The organism is Geobacillus sp. BMUD, assembly GCF_013096845.1.
Lineage (GTDB): Bacteria > Bacillota > Bacilli > Bacillales > Anoxybacillaceae > Geobacillus > Geobacillus vulcani.
On record NZ_SDLA01000006.1, the window covers coordinates 1 to 18,337 of the forward strand.

The following is an 18,337-nucleotide window of genomic DNA, read 5'->3' on the forward strand; positions in this document are numbered from 1 at the left end:
AGACCATGCGGTCTTCGGTGTTATCCGGTATTAGCTCCGGTTTCCCGGAGTTATCCCGGTCTTGCGGGCAGGTTGCCCACGTGTTACTCACCCGTCCGCCGCTGACCAAACCAGAGCAAGCTCCGATCCGGTCCGCTCGACTTGCATGTATTAGGCACGCCGCCAGCGTTCGTCCTGAGCCAGGATCAAACTCTCCAAAGAAAGTTGATTGGCTAATTCCGCTTCGGTCCGCCGCCGCTCAGGGTCAAATAACCTTCCCCATCGGGGTGCAAGCACCCCTGCGGGTGAAGAACATTTGCCCGTCGCGGCGACCCGCGGACCTCCGCTTTTCGTTGCGCTTCGTTTCGTTCAGTTTTCAAGGAACAAGCAACTGCTTTTGCAACTTAACGACAACTATCATTATAAATAAATCTTTCAAAATGTCAAGCGGTTGTTTCCATCGCTTTGTGCCGCATTCATTTCATCACGGCAATATATTATTATAATCGTCATTCTTTGTTTGTCAACAACTTTTTTGATTGTTCCATCGCCGTCGTTTGCCTTTTGGCATTGCACGATCGCGAAATGGCGATTCTGATTATATTACGTCCACCCCTTCATGTCAATTGGAATTTCTGACCACCACATCGCAGACCGATTCACCCCCCTGTCCTGATCGTTCTTATCAACTATAATGATTGTAAGACCAAAAACAAGCCATCAATAAAGGAGGAATCGTTACAATGAATCACCCCTTTTCTGTTTTGCTTGACGGATACCGCCGCCTTTGGCCGAATCGTTCGCTCACAACGGAGACGCTTGATGAACAGAAAAGCAAAGCCCTTTTATATGAGACGATCCGGCAGGAGCTACGCGACGAATGGACGCATCCGCGCGTGCGGCAGACGCCTGAAGTGAAATTTTATTACGCGGTTAAGCGAGTGATTGCCTCGGATTTGCCCAATGACATGAAAATCGCGCTCATTCAAGCGTATTTAACAGCGATGGAACAATTGCACTCCAATCATACATAAATCAGGAGCATACGGCTCACACTATTGAACGGAAAACATTGATACCAAGGAGGAAATCAGCTATGGCGTTAATTCCGTATGACCCGTTTCGCCATTTGGAATCGATTCGCCGTGATATGAACCGCTTTTTTGCTAGTGATTTTCCATCGCTGTTCACTCATATGGATGAGCAGCACTGGATGCCGCGCATCGACATGCATGAAACAGCCAACGAATACGTTGTTTCGTGCGACTTGCCGGGTCTCGAGCGAAAAGAAGATGTGCACATTGACGTGCAGAACAACATGTTGACCATCAGCGGTACGATTCAACGCCACCACGATGTAAGAGAAGAACAAATGCACCGGCGCGAACGCTTCTTCGGCCGCTTCCAACGTTCGATCACCCTGCCGGCTGATGCGGCGACGGAAAACATTCGCGCGACGTACAAAAACGGCGTGCTCGACATTCACATTCCGAAAACAACAACAGGAACGAAAAAACGCGTTGATATTGAATTCCATTAATATGGAAGGGAGCGGTTGATCAACCGCTCCCCTTTTCACGTCCCTCGATGCTGGCGCGGATGACGAGCTCCGTCGGCACGACGACTTTCTTGCAGATGGTTCGGTTGGTCGTCAACCGTTCAACGAGCATCTCTACCGCTGTTTCACCCATAAATTCTGTGTATACTTTCACCGTTGAAAGCGGCGGGTGAAGAAAGGCGGCGGTCGGAAGATCATTGAACCCCACAACGGCCACTTCTTCCGGAACGGCGATGCCCGCTTCGTGCAACGCGCGCAAAGCGCCGATGGCCATCGAATCGCTGGCGATAAAAAACGCTGTCGGCAAGTCCCCTTTGGCAATCGCCTCTTTCATCAGCCGATAACCATCCTCGGCCGTAAAGGAGCCAATCCATACATGGCGCGAATCGTGTATCCCCTTGACATATAAATATTCGTAAAACGCTGTTTCCCGCTCATCACGAATTGGCGTTTCCCCGTCAACATATTCACGGCCGCCGATATACCCGATTTTCGTGTGCCCAAGCTGAAGCAAGTAGTCCAGCACTGCAATCGTCGCCTGACGCAAATCGATCACGACCGAGTCAAACCGCCGTTCATCAGGCGAGCAGTCGACAAAGACGATTTGCTTCGCCCCTTCGGCAAAGGCGCTCACTTCGTTCGGACCGAATTTCCCGACGGCGATGATGCCATCAAGCCCTTTCATCCGTTCAATCGGATAAGCGCCGTTCTGTTTAAACAATTTGACGAGTTCGATGCCGCGGTCAAAACATTCTTTTTCCACGCCGAGGCGGATCGCCATATAATACGGGTCGTCGATTTCTTGATGCTCCGAATACCAGTGAATGAGCCCGAAGCGAAATGATTCACGCGCCTGTTGGCTCCGTTCCCGCAATGTTTTGTAGTTCAGCTCTTGGGCGACTTCAAAAATGCGTTTTCTCGTCTCGTCGGAGACGGATAGCGTTGTGTCGTAGTTGAGCACGCGCGACACGGTTGCGACGGAGACGCCGACTTTTTCGGCAATTTCTTTTAACGTGGCCATAGTCTGTTTGCGATCCCTCCCTTCCTTCAGTTTCATATGAAACGCGTTTTTTCGCCCCATTTATACAAAAGACGACATCTTCTCCACCGCATGGCTAAGAAAGCGGCGAAACGCGTCCCTTCCTCGCTTGTCCCGCTTAAACACCCCAGCGTGCTCCAATACGGTCACAAACCGTTGTCCGACTTCGTAGCGCAAAATGTCATGGACATTTTCCTTCGTGATGTCCGGGTAGGCCGAGCGAATGGCTTCGCACCAATGCCAATGTTTACGCATTGTCTCATCCCAGTCTTCTTTTTTCGTCCGATGCACAAGGTAGTCGGCCAACGCTTCGAGTTCCGAGGCCAGCCGCCCCGGCAGCACCGCCAGCCCCATCACTTCAATCAAGCCGATATTTTCTTTTTTGATATGATGCAGTTCCTGATGCGGATGGAAAATGCCGTACGGATGCTCTGCCGATGTTCGGTTGTTGCGCAAAACGATGTCCAACTCAAACAAATCGCCGCGCCTCCGGGCGATCGGAGTGATCGTATTATGCGGGACATCGCCGCTGTAAGCGATAATCTCGACACTTGGATCGCTGTACGCCCGCCACACCTCATACAGACGCACCGCCGCCTCCAGCACGTCCTCTTTCGCCCCGGTTAAACGGATCACCGACATCGGCCAGCGGACAATCCCCGCCGTCAGTGATGGAAACGAAGGGAGATCAATATATTCCTCGATCTCTGCCTTTTCCATCGCAAACGGATAGCGCCCGCCTTGAAAATGATCATGTGTTAAAATCGAGCCGCCGACAATCGGCAAGTCAGCGTTCGAGCCGATAAAATAATGGGGAAATTGTTCCACAAAATCAAGCAAACGTTCCAGCGTCTTCCGCTCCATTTTCATCGGCACATGCTCGGCGTGGAAGACGATGCAATGTTCATTATAATACACGTAGGGAGAATATTGGAAATACCACTGTTCATCCAATAACGTGATCGGGATGACCCGATGATTGGAACGAGCTGGGTGGCTCCACGTTCCTTCATACCCTTCATTTTCTTTGCACAGCACGCATTTCGGGTACGAGGATGACGGTGCTTCTTTCATTTTGGCGATTTCCTTCGGGTCTTTTTCCGGTTTCGCCACATTAATGGTGATATCCAATTCGCCGTAGATGGTCGGCACTTCCCACTGCTGGTTTTGAGCGATGCGCGCCGTTTGAATGTAATTGGACGATTGGCTCAGCGAATAAAACCAGTCCGTCGCCTCCTGCGGGTCGCGGCGGTATCGCTCGTAAAAGGCGCGGATCACTTCCGACGGCCGGGGCATGACGCAATCCATCAGTTTCGCATCCCATCTATCGCGCTCGGTCGTTGTATTCGTTTCCAACAATCCTTGTTCATACGCCCAATCGATCATGGCGTCCAACACTGGAGCCGGCGAGGCCAAGGGAGTATCCTTGACCTCGACAGGCCGCCATTCAGTGAGTCGGAGCGTTGCCAGCAGGCGGTTGCGCGCGTACACCGCATCTTCCGGCATTAAAAGACCACGCTGCTTGGCATAATGAATCAGTTGTTCAATCGCCGCAAAAATCGTTTCCATTGTCACACACCTCGATAGCCGTTCGGCCGTGCTTTGTGCCATTCCCACGCCGATGCGACAATATCCGTAATGGATGGGAATTTGGGCTCCCAGCCAAGCTCGCGCTTTGCTTTTTCCGATGACGCGACAAGTCTCGCGGGGTCGCCCGGACGCCGCTCCACAACGCGGGAGGGAATTGGATGACCGGTCACTTGCCGCGCCGCTTCAATCACTTCTTTGACGCTGAAGCCGTTGCCGTTGCCTAAATTGTACACGTCGCTGGCCACTCCGTTCCGCAGTTTATGAAGCGCCAAAACGTGGGCATCGACGAGATCGAGCACATGAATGTAGTCACGGATGCATGTGCCGTCGGGCGTATCGTAGTCATCACCGTAAATGGAAATGTCCTCGCGCTGGCCGAGCGGCACTTTCAAAATCAACGGAATCAAATGCGTCTCCGGATCATGGTCCTCGCCGATTGCCGTGCCGTACGCTCCGGCAACGTTAAAATACCGAAGCGAAATCGAACGAATGCCGTAGGCGCGATCCGCCCATTTCATCATCTTTTCCATCGCCAACTTCGTTTCTCCGTATGCATTCGTCGGTTCCGTCGGATCGGTTTCAACGATCGGGACTTGTTTCGGCTCCCCATACACCGCGGCGGTGGAAGAAAAAACAATTTGTTTGACATCAAACTCCTTCATCACTTCAAGCAGCACTTGTGTGCCGTACACATTGTTGTCGTAATATTTCAGCGGCTCTTCCATGCTTTCACCGACCAATGAGTTCGCCGCAAAATGAATGACCGCCTCAATGTCGTGCCGGCGAAACACGCCGCGCAAAAAGTCGCGGTCGCGAATATCGCCTTGGCAAAACACTGCATCAGGGTGAACCGCTTCTTTGTGCCCCGTCTGCAAGTTATCGACAACGACGACCTCTTCCCCTTTTTCGAGCAGACGGTATACCGCATGGCTGCCGATATACCCTGCCCCTCCGCAAACCAAAATCATCGGCACATCTCCTCCAGTTCCGTGAGTTCTTTCGCCCCGTCACCAACATCAACGACATAAAAGCTTGCTTCGTACCCGATTTTTTCGGCATACGCGTTTCCGACCCGTTCAATGAAGTCTTGAACATAGGCTTTTTTTACAATGTTCACCGTGCAGCCGCCGAACCCGGCTCCGGTCATGCGCGCCCCGACCGTTCCTTCGTGCGCCCATGCCGCCTCAACGAGCGTATCGAGCTCGATGCCTGTCACTTCATAGTCGTCGCGCAGCGACAAATGCGACTGCTTCATCAGCTCACCAAAACGAACAAGGTCTCCCTGCTCAAGCGCCCCGGCCGCCGCAAGCGTCCGCTCGTTTTCCGTCACCGCATGGCGGGCCCGTTTTTGTTCGAGCGGGGAAAGAAGGTGAGCGTATTGATCCAGCTCTGCGCTCGTCAGCTCGCCGAGCGAGGCGATGTTGCGCACGTTTTGCAACTTGGCAAGCGCTGCTTCGCACGTCGCCCGCCGCTCGTTGTACGCCGAGTCCGCCAGGCCGCGCTTTTTGTTCGTATTGGCGATGACGATCGAACAATCGTCAAGCACCAATGGCAAATAGCGGTACTCAAGCGTCTGGCAGTTTAGTAGGATGGCGCAGTTTTGTTTCCCCATGCCGACGGCAAACTGATCCATAATGCCGCAATGGACGCCAACGTATTTATTTTCTACCTTTTGGCTCATTTTCACAAGCTCCAGCTGGTCAAGCCCGCGCCCGAACAATTCGTTGAGCATCACCGCGGTCACGAGTTCAATCGACGCCGATGACGACAGTCCGGCGCCGTTCGGGATCGTACCGTTATACAAAATATCCAATCCGGTCTCCAGCGGGCCAAGCGCCTGGAACGCGGCCAAAACCCCTTTCGGGTAGTTCGCCCAGCCGTGCTCGCTCCGGTATGACAAGTCATCATACGGAACGGTAATGACGCCGGTTCCCGGAAAGTTTGTTGAGTACAGCCGCACAAGCGGCTCTTTCGTTGGCCGCACAAGCGCATACGTGCCCATCGCAAGGGCGCACGGCAGCACATGCCCGCCGTTGTAATCGGTGTGCTCGCCAATTAAATTGACGCGGCCGGGGGCGAAAAACACACGGATGTCTTCGCCTAGTCCGCCGAAAAGTTCAATAAATTGCTGTTTTAACATGGAGATCATGAGAGGGCCTCCTTAGACTTTTTCTTTAGTAAATATTTTAGTTAATATTTTATTAAAGATCAATAAAAATGAACCCTATTTTTAGACACAACAAATCCCCCCTTGTTCGTTTCCCAAAATGAACAGGGGGATAGTATTCACTACTTTGTCTAGTATAAGACCGTACCAATCAAATGGCTAACTTATCAAGCAACTTCCCATATAAACAGTTTTCTGCACTTTCCCTTAACAAAACATTCATGAGCAACTTTTGCATTTAAGCATGAAATAAGCAAGTTCCCCTTCAGTTAATAATGTCCAAAGCGTGATTCATCACTTGGATCGATTGTTGATCATCTACAGAACCCCATGCATCTCCGCCAATAGCCCAAGCCCCAAAGCCAATTTCCAATACCTTTATCCCAGATTTTCCAAACGTCCGATATTCCATTTTGCTCTCCCTTTCAAACTGAATGGCCCTGGCTGCATAAAGCTCCTCATTGCTTAACTTCATACGGAATCCGCTTATAATCTTTCCCCTCATTGATGGCCCGAATAATCTTAAGGTCGATTTTCGGCTGACGATCATACGTTAACAACCCATTAATCTCTTGTTCCACGTCTGTTAGTTGCGTGTAACAGAAACCTTGGACAAGAGGGGATTCCAGCATAGCGGAAACAACCTGATAATAGCGTTCCGCAAAGTCCTCATCATTTTCGGCGCCTGAATATCCCCAACCGTCCCAATGGCTTTTCTTGTAGGCAATTCCGCCAAATTCCGTGACTAAAATGGGTTCTCCACGATACTCATACCCTGGCACGTAAATCAACCGATGGCCAGGCTGGGAATGCAAAATCGTTTCAAGTGTACGGTAACGTTCCTTAAGGATGTCTTTATTCGGCTCATAATCGTGAATGGTACAAAGATCGGATTTCGTATGTTCCCATCCGTCATTCGAAACAACAAGTCTCGTCGGATCTAACGATTTTGTTAAGTAGTAAAGACTTAAAGCATGGGCTTGCTGGCGTTCATCAGCGAGCAGGCGCGGCACCCCCCAGCTTTCATTGAGCGGCACCCAAACAACAATCGACGGATGGTTGTAATCGCGCTCGATGGCTTCCTGCCACTCGCTCACGATGCGCTTTACCGCCTCATCTGTATATATGTAGCTGTTGGCCATTTCCCCCCAAACGAGAAGCCCAAGTTTATCAGCCCAATACAAATAACGCGGATCTTCAATTTTTTGATGCTTCCTTACACCGTTAAATCCCATTTCTTTTGTCAACTGAATGTCTTTTCTAATGTCTTCATCAGACGGAGGAGTCAAAATTCCTTTTGGAAAATAGCCTTGATCTAAAACAAGCTTCATATAGTACGGGCGATTGTTTAACATAATGACGCCATTTTCCACAGAGATTTTTCTCATGCCGAAATAACTTTCTACACGATCGACTACATGTCCATTTTCCCGAATTGTAAAGACAATATCATATAAATTGGGGTGTTCCGGACTCCACAGTCTTCCAGGGCCGTGAACATTGAAATCATGCAAATAAATGCGGCGGCTTCCCTTTCCTTCAACAAGGTATACTTCATCTTTGGCAATTAACTGGCCATCAAAAGAAATTTCAATCTCTAGTTTTTGGTTTTCTTGAACGTTATTTATTGCATATTCAATCAAAATTTCGTCTGTATCCACATTTGGTGTCATTTTTACCTTTTCTAGATACGTCGCGGCTACTGCTTCGACCCAGACAGTTTGCCAAATGCCGGTTGTCCTTGTGTAAAAAATGGATTCTGACTTTTCCTTCCAATATTGTTTTCCGCGTGGTTGATCCAACGCTTTCGAGTAGTCTTCGGCTCGTACAACAATTTCGTTTTCCCCTTCTTTCACAACATGCGTAATCTCCGCATGAAATGGGGTATGCCCGCCTTCATGGGAACAAACAAACTGCCCGTTCACCCATACAGAAGAGCGATAATCGACCGCCCCGAAATGCAAAAGAATCCGTTTATTTTTCCATTCATCTGGAAGTTCAAACGTTCGTTTATACCAGACAATATCATGAAAGTCGGTCACGCCAATCCCGCTTAACTCGCTCTGGTAGCAGAACGGAACGCGGATCATTTGGCTATATTCATGGTTTTGATACCATTTTTCTTGAATGCCTCGATTTTCATCATCAAATTCAAATTTCCATTCACCATTTAAATTGATCCAATCCGTTCTAACAAATTGCGGACGTGGGTATTCTGGACGTGGAATGCTCATGTTCGCTCTCTCCTATTCCTCGTTTTATATCGTTATAAAACCCAGATGGGAACGCTTAAAAAGAACAAGCTCCCTCTGCAATGTTCAACCCGTTTTCCGTCTCAACCATTTCGATAAACAACGGCCTTTCGCTCCCATGAGGGGTATCCGGACAATGCACCGACATATATAATCTCCCTTGAAAGTCTCTAAACAGACTCGCATGCCCTGCATTTCGATCCAGCAGCAATGGTTCGTCATGGACCCATGGTCCAGCAATATCACCACTTTTCGATCGGGCAACAGCCACGACGTATCCTCCGTCCCCCCCGTAACTAGGCTTAGAATAACTCGACCAGAGCATGATTAACTCTCCATTTTTCGCTTGATACATAAACGGGGCATCAGTTAAAAATCCTTCCTTTTCAATTCTTGGGTCGCCAAAAAGGCGGATCCATTTCATTGACGAGGCGTGTAAAATATCAATTACTTCTCCATATGACCTCTTTAAATCTTTCGCTAGACGGATGGCTTTAATTTTTCCATCGTACTCTTGCGTCCACTCGTGGCAAAAGATGAGCCACCGCTGGCCATGGCGGTCTTCGTAAAATGTTCCGTCTAAACACTCCCAGTCCCTAGGGGTGACCGGTCCTTCACTATGAGGCTGGTACGGGCCAGCCGGATGGTCGGATACGAGAATGGCAGTGCCCCGGTGTTCCCCAATTCCTCCTTTGAATGTGGCAAACATGTAAAAGCGCCCGTCGATTTCAAATACTTCAGGCGCCCAGTAGTGCCTTACCCCCCAAAAGCCTTTTGGAGGCCGGAAAGCAATGTACGGGCCTTCCCAATCTTCTAGGTTTTCACTCGCATACACTTCGAAAACCGGGTCTTGATCCCCACATCCATCGGCAAATGTCGTGCCGAACAAGTAGTATCTTCCCTCTTTGATATAAGGAAAAACAAATGGATCTCTTATATGAATGTCATTTGTCTTCCATTTTCTTACCGTTCGAAACCCTTTCTCCATGCTGTACCCCCCTTTTTTTCGGTCAGTACAATGTCTTCAATTACTTAACATTAGGCCCTTCCGTTAGATCTGTACTTGGTTCTTGATTTTTAACGGTCGGCCATCCATTCTTCCAAATTACTCGGTCCATCATCAAAGGGCGCTTGGTTGCCCCATTCAGCAATCTCGGGTCGTCCTCATCGATGGCGTGGTATATGATCCAATCATTTCCGTTATCATCTGTGACAATAGCATTATGGCCAGGACCAACAAATTGCTTACCGTTTCTTCCAGGCTTCTCGTTGAAAGCTAGAATCGTAGTGCCACCGCCTTCTAAAAGCGGAATCCCTTTTCGGTCTTTATACGGTCCTTTCACTGACTTGGAACGTCCAACTCTTACATGGTACGTACTATTTTCCCCATCACAGCAAGTACCTGCTGAAACAAAAAGATAATAAAATCCGTCCCGTTTGATTACATAAGGCGCTTCATAACTTGTGTCAGCGATTTGAAACTTTTGGCCGACGGTATGCAACCCGTCGTCAGTCAGCTGAATTCCATAAATCCCATGGAAACTCCCCCAAAACAGATACGATTTTCCGTCCTCATCTTGAAAAAATTGAGGGTCAATCGAATTATCCACGCCAATACTTTTGCTTGTAAACAACGGACCGTGGTCTGTAAACGGACCGCCCGGCTTTGTGGCAGTAGCTACGCCAATGGCAGGGTTCGGATCTCCCCAAACAGAGAGGGCGTAATATAAATAATATGTTCCGTCCTGATGCCGGGAAATATCGGGAGCCCATAAGCCTCCGCCTCCTTCTTTCCAACCAGGTTTTTGTACAAACGCATCTCGATAAAATGTCCAATGAATCAAATCTTTCGAGCGAATAATCGGAATCAGGTGCGGTCCGTGTCCATCTCCCCAGTCATCCTCCGTGCCGTAGGCATAATAATAGCCGTCATCCCCTTTTATAACCGATGGATCCGCAAATGTCGGACCGAAAATAGGGTTTTGGTAGCGTTCTGGCCTCAGCAGCAACCAAACTCCCCCGATCAAACCGATAACGAGAAGAGAGGCCAACGCGTACACGATTCGTTTTTTATATTTCACACTCTCTTCCCTCTCTTCATTTAATCCCAGCTTGTGTGACAGCCTTCACGAACGACTTTTGGCCAATTAAGAAAATCACCATAACGGGAATGGTTGCAATTGTCGATAAAGCCATCAGTTTATTTGGCGTATTAACATAACTTCCCTGCGTCATAATCGCAATTCCCGCCGTCAACGTTCTCATTTCATCCGAGTTAGTCGCATACAACGGCCAGACGAAATCATTGAATACCCCCATAAACGTTAAAATAGCAAGCGTCCATAGCACGGGTTTCGCTGATGGCAATAAGATCCGATAAAAAATCTGAAATTTATTCGCACCATCCAAATAGGCGGCCTCTTCAATTTCTTTTGGGAAGGAAGAGAAAAACTGGTAAAGCAAAAATACACCAAACGCTCCCGCTGTATAGGGCAAAATGAGCGCCCAATAGGTGTCAATCAACCCAAGGTTGTTGAATTCGGCATACAGCGGCAGAAACCAAACAATATTCGGAATCATCATCGTGCTGACAATGATTGAAAATATCATTTTTCTAAAGGGAATGTCCAAGCGCGCCAATCCGTATGCAGCTAAAGCATCAACCGTTACGACTAATATCGTAGCAACGATCCCAACAAATAAAGAGTTGAATATCCATCGGAGGATCGGAACGTTTAATTCTCCCCCCGTTAACACATCACTATAATTGGCAAACGTCGGGTTGTCCGGGATCACATTCAAATTCGGCAATATGGCTTCAATGTCGTCCTTGAAGGATATCGAAACCATCCATAACAACGGCATAATAAACACTGCTGCCAAAACGCTTGCGATTGTAATGAGAAGCGTAGATTTCATATACCTCATGGCATTCACCCCTCCCTTTTATTCGCGAGCCGAAATTGGATAATAGAAACACCTATAATCATTAATGCCATTAATAGCGCCATGGCCGATGCTGCTCCCATTCGATGCTGGCCAAACGCCACGTCGAAGACGTTCATCAACAGCACGGTTGTTTCCGAGCCGGGCCCTCCACGGGTCATCAAGAATGGCTGGGCATAAATATTAAACGAAGCAATCGTTGAGGTGATCACTACAAAAACCATAATTCTCTTGATCGATGGCAAGGTAATGTATATGAACCGCTGCCATGCATTAGCTCCGTCAATTTTTGCGGCTTCATACATTTCCTCCGACACCTCGTTAAGGGCATTGATAAAAATAAGCATATTAAATCCAATGGTCCACCAAAGCGTAGCGCCGACAAGAGCAATCCAAACCCATGGGAGATCGGTAAGCCAGCCAATTGGCGACCCGAGATGGAGTTTGCTTAATATGATATTAAGAAGTCCTGCGTTCGTATCAAACACACGAATGAAAATCACGGCCATTACGGATGCCGAAATCGCATAAGGCATAAAAAAGATGGTGCGATACACTCCGCGAATTTTAGAAGGAAGCGAATTCACCAACAAAGCTAACGCTAAACCGATGACGATTAAAAAGGGGACAGAATAAATGACGAACTTAATCGTTCCAAGCAGTCCTTGAAAAAAACTGGTATGGAGGTAGTTCCCTTCCGTAAAAATATCGGTATAATTTCGCCAGCCAACAAAGTGACGCTCCGCCGAAAGCAGCTCGTAATCTTGAAAGCTCATCACAATCCCATGGACAAGAGGATACACTAAAAAGGCGATGAAGCAGACGAGGTACGGTAAAACGAATAAACTAGACGTTAGCTTCGACTTCCACCTCTGTTTAGAACGTTCGACTTTTATATTCACTGAAGCTCGATCAGATGGTAAATGTGGCGCCAAATGCGGCTTGGCATTGTTTTTCATTAACTCACCACCCTATGCTATTTAATCAGGCAGGTGATGCCACCTGCCTGATCCATTGTGTTATTTGACTTGCAACGCTTTTTCTTGCGCTTCGTCCAACGCCTTTTGTGGATCCTTTTGCCCGAGAAGCACGAGATTGATTTGTTTGTAAAGATCAGCCGTCATGGCTCCCCAGTTGATGATAGGCGGGTTAAATTGCACATAATCAAATTGTTGGGCGACAATCGTTTGTTGTTGTGTCAGTTTCTTAAATTCGTCACTTGCAAGAACTTGTTTCGACGCTACGGCTTGGCCGGACTGCGCCCAGTCGATCGAGTGACCTGCTACATATTTCAAGAAATCACCAATTCCTTCAAGAACTTTTGAATCCTTCACGTCCTTCGGAATGACAAACGTGTGAGACCCTGCTTGCACGGCCTGTTGTTTCGTACCAAGTTGCGGCACCGGAGCTACTCCGTAATTAATTTTTGCCTTATCGAACTGGTCTTTCATCCAAGGACCATTCAGCTGCATGGCGTTTTTCCCTTGAAGGAACAACGTCACTTCGCCATCTTGGGCTACTTTTTCCGGCGACACTTTATACTTGTAAACTAAGTCTTTTAAAAATGTCAGTGCTTCAACTGCTTCCGGAGAATTCAATCGGGGTTTCCCTTGTTCATCGGCCAGTTTCGCACCATTCTGTCCCACAATAGTCGGGAAAATGAACTGTTGCGGCCAAAGGGTTGGAACGACATATCCCCATTGCCCCTTTGATGGGTCCGTCAATTTTTTAGCCGCTTCGATAAATTCTTCTCGATTGGTAGGCGGATGATCAATTCCAGCCGCTTTAAATAAATCCTTATTGTAGTAAAGAACCAACGGGTGAATATCTAACGGAATCCCATACCATTTGCCATCAATGGTCGCATATTTGACAGGCGCCTCGACAAAATCTTCTTTTTTAATCCCCGCTTTAGCGGCTATATCATCAACAGGCTTCAATTGCCCCTTCTTTTGATAAGTCGGTATTTGGTCAACATGCATAATCATAAGATCAGGGCGTTTTTTGCCTGTGCTTAAAGCTAGGTCGACTTGCTTATAATACTCTCCGCTGGGGATGATTTGAAACTTTACTTGGTATTTATCAGATTGCTTATTGTAATCATCAACAATTTTTTTCATAAATGGGCCATCAGGTCCGGAGAACGGCGTCCAGAATGTAATTTCTTGTTTTCCTCCCGAAGTTGGAGAGGAAGATGCATCTCCGGATGTTTTTGCATTACACCCCGCCACCGTCAACGATGCACCTAGAAGAGCAGCTACCGCAATCCCTTTTGTCTTCTTTAACCAATTCATAAAACTACCCCCTTTTAACTTTTAAAATTGCCACATTCATCCCTATCTAGTTATCTATATGAAAGAAAACTAGTAGGCCTATCTAGTAAAACGGAGACGCATCACCAAATCAGTTTCATAGTTGCCAAACTTTCTTCCAAACAAATTAACTCCTCCGTCGTTAATTGCGTCCGGTTTTACACCGATGCGGACGGTAATAAACGGGGCTTGCTCCAACCGGAGATCATCCACTGTCACATCAGATATGATTCGCCCATCGATAAACGCTCCCTGATCAGTGACACGCCATGTTTTGAGAAGGCCGAATTGTGTATTGACCTCGCTCCACCATGAAGGGGTCAAAACCCCCCGTTCACCGCCAAAGTCACCTGGGCTCGTCCATGTTCCCACTTCTATTCCGTTAATCCAGAGCGTGATGTCAGAGGGCCAATTTGGGTTATGCAACGGCGCTTCCGAACAGACTTCCATCATGAGCTCAAGATTATTTACCTTCGCTCCAGGAGGAGTGCGATTAGGGAATCGGTATTCAACAAACCCGTGCCGAAACCAAATTAACTGGGCGTTCGTTCGCTCAGGTTCAAGAAACGAACTCGGATCATCAAGCTCGCCGATAATCTTGGAATCGCTTACAATACCACATGTCGGTGAAACCTGAAAATCAAAGAAATGACCAACTGGCATAGAAATCTCTATAAAATCATGATGATGGACTTGTACAGGTTCCCCTGTTTCCACGATAATCTTGCTAAATACTGCGGCGCATATTTTTTGTGTTCCCCTTGTACCTGGAACCATTTCTGTGCGAATTAAGTTCGCGTCCTCCAGCTTTTTGATATTCACCGCCGCCGTGGATGGAGGAATGTTGAACATTTCGGCAATTTCTACGACATTCATCGGACGCTCGAGCAACTTTTTAAAGATGGCGACCCGTAAATCACTTGACAAAGCTTTAGCAATCTCCACAAAATCATCTAGATTAGTAGTTAATACCCTCGTCGCTATCTCTGTATTTGACGAATCAACCATCAACTTTGGCATCACTATTTATTCACCTACTTTTATAAACCTTGATAAATTCAAACAAGTTTTATTGAATGATTAAAACGAATTTCTTCAATGGAATTCCGATCACTAACAACGTGACCAACTTTTATTAGAGCCACACCCAATAGGATAGACTCTCTTGGTCTCCAAGCTCAATCCATTCACTTATAAAGAGGCTTATTTTTACTTAACCGTTTAAGTAAAAATGTTTACGCTTTCATCATAACAAATTCAAAATCATCTGTCTACTCTTTTTAAACAAATTTTTTTGAATGTTTACTATTTTTTTGTTTGATTTGAATCAAAACGAAACCAAAACATGATACTCATTCGTATAATTCACAAAGGTCGATGTATCCTAAAGCATAGAACGAATATGGAGGCCCAAAACATGGATGCCAAACTACATTTACAAAAGGAATTAAAGCAAATCGAACAGTGGGAACACTCCCAAAAAGACCTCTGGTTTTGGGAAAAGCTCGGCCGCTTGCCGTTTCAAGTGTTGGACAAGCTGACGCCAAAAATGGTTCATCGAAAGCTCGGGCAATGGCTCGACGAATTAGGAAGCTATATTCAAAACGGTGGAAAATACTTAGTGAAGAAAGAGAACATATTGGAACGCCTTGGTGTCACGTCGCTTGAGGAAGTGCCGCACTTGCCGCTTGAGACGATGGATTGCGTCTGTGATGAATTGATCGAGGCGCGCGTGACGTTCGCCCAACTGCAAGGAGCGGCGACCGGAATCGGCGGAGCGCTGACGCTGGCGGTGGACATCCCCGCCCTGCTCGGACTGGCGCTGAAAACGCTGCAAGAAATCGCCATCATCTATGGATACGACCCAAACGAAAAACAAGAGCGCGTGTTTGTCGTCAAATGCCTGCAGTTTGCCGCAGCGGACATCGTCGGGAAAAAAGCGATTTTAGAGGAGCTGGCTTCATTTACCGGCCAGCGTGAGCGGGTATTTTCCGAGCTGCAAGGCTGGCGGGAAGTGATGATGACGTTCCGCGACCAATACGGGTGGAAAAAGCTGTTTCAAGCCGTGCCGATCATCGGTGTCATTTTCGGTTCGCTGTTTAACAAATCGTTTATGGAAGATATCGCCGAAACCGGGAAGATGCTCTATCGGAAGCGGCGCATCATCGAGAAGCTCAAACAATGGGAACCCGATGTCTAGACGACACCGGGTTCGATTGATTTCGGGATGATGCATAGGCGAAAGCGGCGCCATTCCCTCCTATCGAATGGCTTTCAGCCGCCACATCGCGCTGAAAAAATCACCCGCACGAGGCGGCACGGCGAGTCCGGCGTACATCAGCTCATCGCCTCCATAAACGCCAAGCCCCTCGATTGCGTAGTCTTGATTCGGGTCAAGCCCTTTGAGGCGCAGGTATGACAGCGGCGCGTTCGCCTCGGCCAACACGCGAAAGTAGGCGACGAGCGCTTCCGAGCGGTCGGCGGAGACGAACATCCACGCTGCTTCATTGCCCGCAAACGGGCTTACCAACCGATAGAACGTGCCGAACTGGACGAGGCGGCGCACTTCCTTGTAAAACGCGACTTGTTCCTTTATTATTTGTTTTTCTGTTTCTGTCAATTTCGTGATATCGAGCTCATAGCCGAAGTTGCCCGACATCGCGGCATGGCCGCGCGTCTTGAGCGGCGTCACTCGCCCGACTTGATGGTTCGGCACCGCAGAGACGTGGGCGCCCATGGCGCTCACCGGATAAACAAGGCTCGTGCCGTATTGAATTTTCAGGCGCGAGACGGCGTCGGTATTGTCGCTCGTCCACGTTTGCGGCATGTAATGCAGCATCCCCGGATCAAACCGCCCTCCGCCTCCTGAGCAGCTTTCAAACAAAATGTGCGGAAAGCGTGAGGTGATCTCGTCCATGACGCGATACAGTCCAAGTATGTAGCGATGCGCCGTTTCGCGTTGGCGCTCAGGCGGCAGGGCAGCCGAGCCGATTTCCGTCATATGGCGGTTCATATCCCACTTCACATAAGTGATTGGAGCGCTCGCCAACACGTTCGAGATCGTTTCGATCATATAATCGCATACATCTTGGCGGGAGTAATCGAGCACAAGCTGGTTCCGCCCTTCAGAGCGCGGACGGTCCGGCACATGGAGACACCAGTCGGGATGCTTCCGGTACAGCTCGCTGTTTGGCGACACCATTTCCGGCTCGATCCATAAGCCGAACTGCAGCCCGAGTTCGTTCACTTGTTTCGCCAACCCGTCTAAGCCGTTCGGAAGCTTGCGCCGGTTGACGATCCAATCGCCGAGCGAACGGCGGTCGTCGTCGCGCTCGCCAAACCAGCCATCGTCAAGCACAAACAGTTCGATGCCCAGTTCCGCTGCCGTTTTCGCAATGTTGACGAGTTTTTCTTCGTTAAAATCGAAGTACGTTGCTTCCCAGTTGTTGATCAAAATCGGGCGTTCGCGGTCGCGGAATGCGCCGCGCGCCAGGCGGGTGCGGTACAGTTCATGGTACGTTTGCGACATCCCATTTAACCCTTGGTCGGAGTAGACCATGACCACTTCCGGCGTTTGGAACGACTCGCCCGGCTGAAGCAGCCATGTGAAATCAAACGGGTTGATTCCCATCGAGACACGGGCGGTGTGAAACTGGTCCACCTCGACTTGGGCGAGGAAATTGCCGCTGTACACAAAACTGAACCCGTACACCTCACCTTGATGCTCATCGGCGTTTTTGGCGACGAGCGCGATAAACGGGTTTTGTTGGTGGCTGCTCGCGCCGCGGCGGCTTTCGGCCGCCTGCACACCGGTCAGAAGCGGGCGCCGCTCGATCCAGCGTTCGCGCCCCCACGCTCCGGGGAGATGGATCCAGTCATAATCGGCAGACGGGAAATCGACGCTCATGCTGAGCGCCCGCAACAGCTTTAGGCGCTCACGCCCCTTGTTTTCGAAACGGGCCGCGCGCGTGATGGCGTTCCATTTTTCATACGCGGTATACTGCAACGTGACCTCTAGACCGCTCAGCGCATCCTCGAGGACAATTTCCAACGTTTCCGCTTCATTCTCGTGTTCCACGTATGTCGCCGGCAGCCCGTTCAGTCTAGGCTTCCCTTTGTAAATGCGGTGCGTCTTGTAGCGCAAATCCGTCACCGTCGAACCGTTCTCAAGCTGCACGTGATACGCCGGGGCACGGAAATCGGTATTCCCATAGGCCGGATATTCTTGCGGCAGCGTATCGAGCGAAAACGTGCGGTCGGATGGGTCGGGATTGGGGGAAAACGCGCGGTCCAGCCGCGGAAACCTCCGCTCCCCCCGAACATCGCGCACCGCTTTTCCCCAATAGACATGAGCCAAATAGCCGGAACGGACGAGCTGCATGACATATGTTGTGTCATTGGCTTTAAGATAAAACGTCTTATTGGTTGGATCAAATACAATTGCCATATCGCTATCCTCTTTCTAAACAAGATTCTTCACTCTGCAAACACAAA

Annotated in this window: 15 protein-coding genes, 1 rRNA gene and 1 pseudogene; 3 read left to right on the forward strand and 14 right to left on the reverse strand. The window is 48.8% G+C overall.

Features of this window, described 5'->3' with window-relative positions; genetic code table 11:
* A 16S ribosomal RNA gene (locus ETC05_RS08495) occupies positions 1 to 201 on the reverse strand; the annotation flags it as partial.
* 521 nt (positions 202 to 722) lie between these two features.
* On the opposite strand from ETC05_RS08495, the gene ETC05_RS08500 reads away from it, so the two are divergent.
* Positions 723 to 1,013, forward strand: a complete 291-nt coding sequence (locus ETC05_RS08500) for a hypothetical protein (protein ID WP_031408806.1) — start codon at positions 723 to 725, stop codon at positions 1,011 to 1,013.
* 62 nt (positions 1,014 to 1,075) lie between these two features.
* Positions 1,076 to 1,519, forward strand: coding sequence for an Hsp20/alpha crystallin family protein (locus ETC05_RS08505; RefSeq protein ID WP_011231631.1), 444 nt, complete (start codon positions 1,076 to 1,078; stop codon positions 1,517 to 1,519).
* A 19-nt stretch (positions 1,520 to 1,538) separates the two neighbouring features.
* On the opposite strand, the gene ETC05_RS08510 is transcribed toward ETC05_RS08505, so the two are convergent.
* From ETC05_RS08510 to ETC05_RS08565, 12 genes and pseudogenes are all read right to left on the reverse strand, one after another.
* Positions 1,539 to 2,558 (reverse strand): LacI family DNA-binding transcriptional regulator, encoded by a 1,020-nt coding sequence (locus ETC05_RS08510; RefSeq protein ID WP_171660833.1) that lies wholly within the window; start codon positions 2,556 to 2,558, stop codon positions 1,539 to 1,541.
* A 60-nt stretch (positions 2,559 to 2,618) separates the two neighbouring features.
* A complete protein-coding gene (galT, locus tag ETC05_RS08515; RefSeq protein ID WP_171660834.1) occupies positions 2,619 to 4,145 on the reverse strand; it encodes a UDP-glucose--hexose-1-phosphate uridylyltransferase in 1,527 nt (508 codons plus the stop codon).
* 2 nt (positions 4,146 to 4,147) lie between these two features.
* A complete protein-coding gene (gene galE, locus ETC05_RS08520) occupies positions 4,148 to 5,134 on the reverse strand; it encodes a UDP-glucose 4-epimerase GalE (RefSeq protein WP_171660835.1) in 987 nt (328 codons plus the stop codon).
* On the reverse strand, positions 5,131 to 6,315 hold the full coding sequence (locus tag ETC05_RS08525; RefSeq protein ID WP_171660836.1) for a galactokinase: 1,185 nt from the start codon (positions 6,313 to 6,315) through the stop codon (positions 5,131 to 5,133). Before ETC05_RS08525 ends, galE begins: the two co-directional genes overlap by 4 nt.
* A 295-nt stretch (positions 6,316 to 6,610) precedes the next feature.
* A pseudogene (locus ETC05_RS17845) lies at positions 6,611 to 6,745 on the reverse strand (aldo/keto reductase); the annotation flags it as partial.
* 46 nt (positions 6,746 to 6,791) lie between these two features.
* Positions 6,792 to 8,567, reverse strand: coding sequence for a glycoside hydrolase family 2 protein (locus ETC05_RS08535; protein WP_171660837.1), 1,776 nt, complete (start codon positions 8,565 to 8,567; stop codon positions 6,792 to 6,794).
* 55 nt (positions 8,568 to 8,622) lie between these two features.
* The gene (locus ETC05_RS08540) at positions 8,623 to 9,573 is read right to left on the reverse strand and encodes a glycoside hydrolase family 43 protein (protein ID WP_171660838.1); all 951 of its coding nucleotides are present in this window, start codon (positions 9,571 to 9,573) and stop codon (positions 8,623 to 8,625) included.
* 40 nt (positions 9,574 to 9,613) lie between these two features.
* Positions 9,614 to 10,666, reverse strand: coding sequence for a family 43 glycosylhydrolase (locus ETC05_RS08545; RefSeq protein WP_368668034.1), 1,053 nt, complete (start codon positions 10,664 to 10,666; stop codon positions 9,614 to 9,616).
* 16 nt (positions 10,667 to 10,682) lie between these two features.
* On the reverse strand, positions 10,683 to 11,513 hold the full coding sequence (locus tag ETC05_RS08550) for a carbohydrate ABC transporter permease (protein WP_171660839.1): 831 nt from the start codon (positions 11,511 to 11,513) through the stop codon (positions 10,683 to 10,685).
* A 5-nt stretch (positions 11,514 to 11,518) separates the two neighbouring features.
* The gene (locus ETC05_RS08555) at positions 11,519 to 12,490 is read right to left on the reverse strand and encodes a carbohydrate ABC transporter permease (RefSeq protein ID WP_171660840.1); all 972 of its coding nucleotides are present in this window, start codon (positions 12,488 to 12,490) and stop codon (positions 11,519 to 11,521) included.
* A gap of 60 nt (positions 12,491 to 12,550) precedes the next feature.
* Positions 12,551 to 13,825 (reverse strand): ABC transporter substrate-binding protein, encoded by a 1,275-nt coding sequence (locus ETC05_RS08560; RefSeq protein WP_171660841.1) that lies wholly within the window; start codon positions 13,823 to 13,825, stop codon positions 12,551 to 12,553.
* A gap of 78 nt (positions 13,826 to 13,903) precedes the next feature.
* Positions 13,904 to 14,863, reverse strand: coding sequence for an ArsR/SmtB family transcription factor (locus ETC05_RS08565; protein ID WP_253263985.1), 960 nt, complete (start codon positions 14,861 to 14,863; stop codon positions 13,904 to 13,906).
* 397 nt (positions 14,864 to 15,260) lie between these two features.
* Between ETC05_RS08565 and ETC05_RS08570 the strand changes: the two genes are divergently transcribed.
* Positions 15,261 to 16,043 (forward strand): EcsC family protein, encoded by a 783-nt coding sequence (locus tag ETC05_RS08570; protein ID WP_171660842.1) that lies wholly within the window; start codon positions 15,261 to 15,263, stop codon positions 16,041 to 16,043.
* Positions 16,044 to 16,103: 60 nt separating this feature from the next.
* Here ETC05_RS08570 and ETC05_RS08575 read toward each other — a convergent pair whose 3' ends face one another.
* Positions 16,104 to 18,290 (reverse strand): alpha-galactosidase, encoded by a 2,187-nt coding sequence (locus ETC05_RS08575; RefSeq protein WP_171660843.1) that lies wholly within the window; start codon positions 18,288 to 18,290, stop codon positions 16,104 to 16,106.
* Between the last annotated feature and the right edge of the window lie 47 nt (positions 18,291 to 18,337).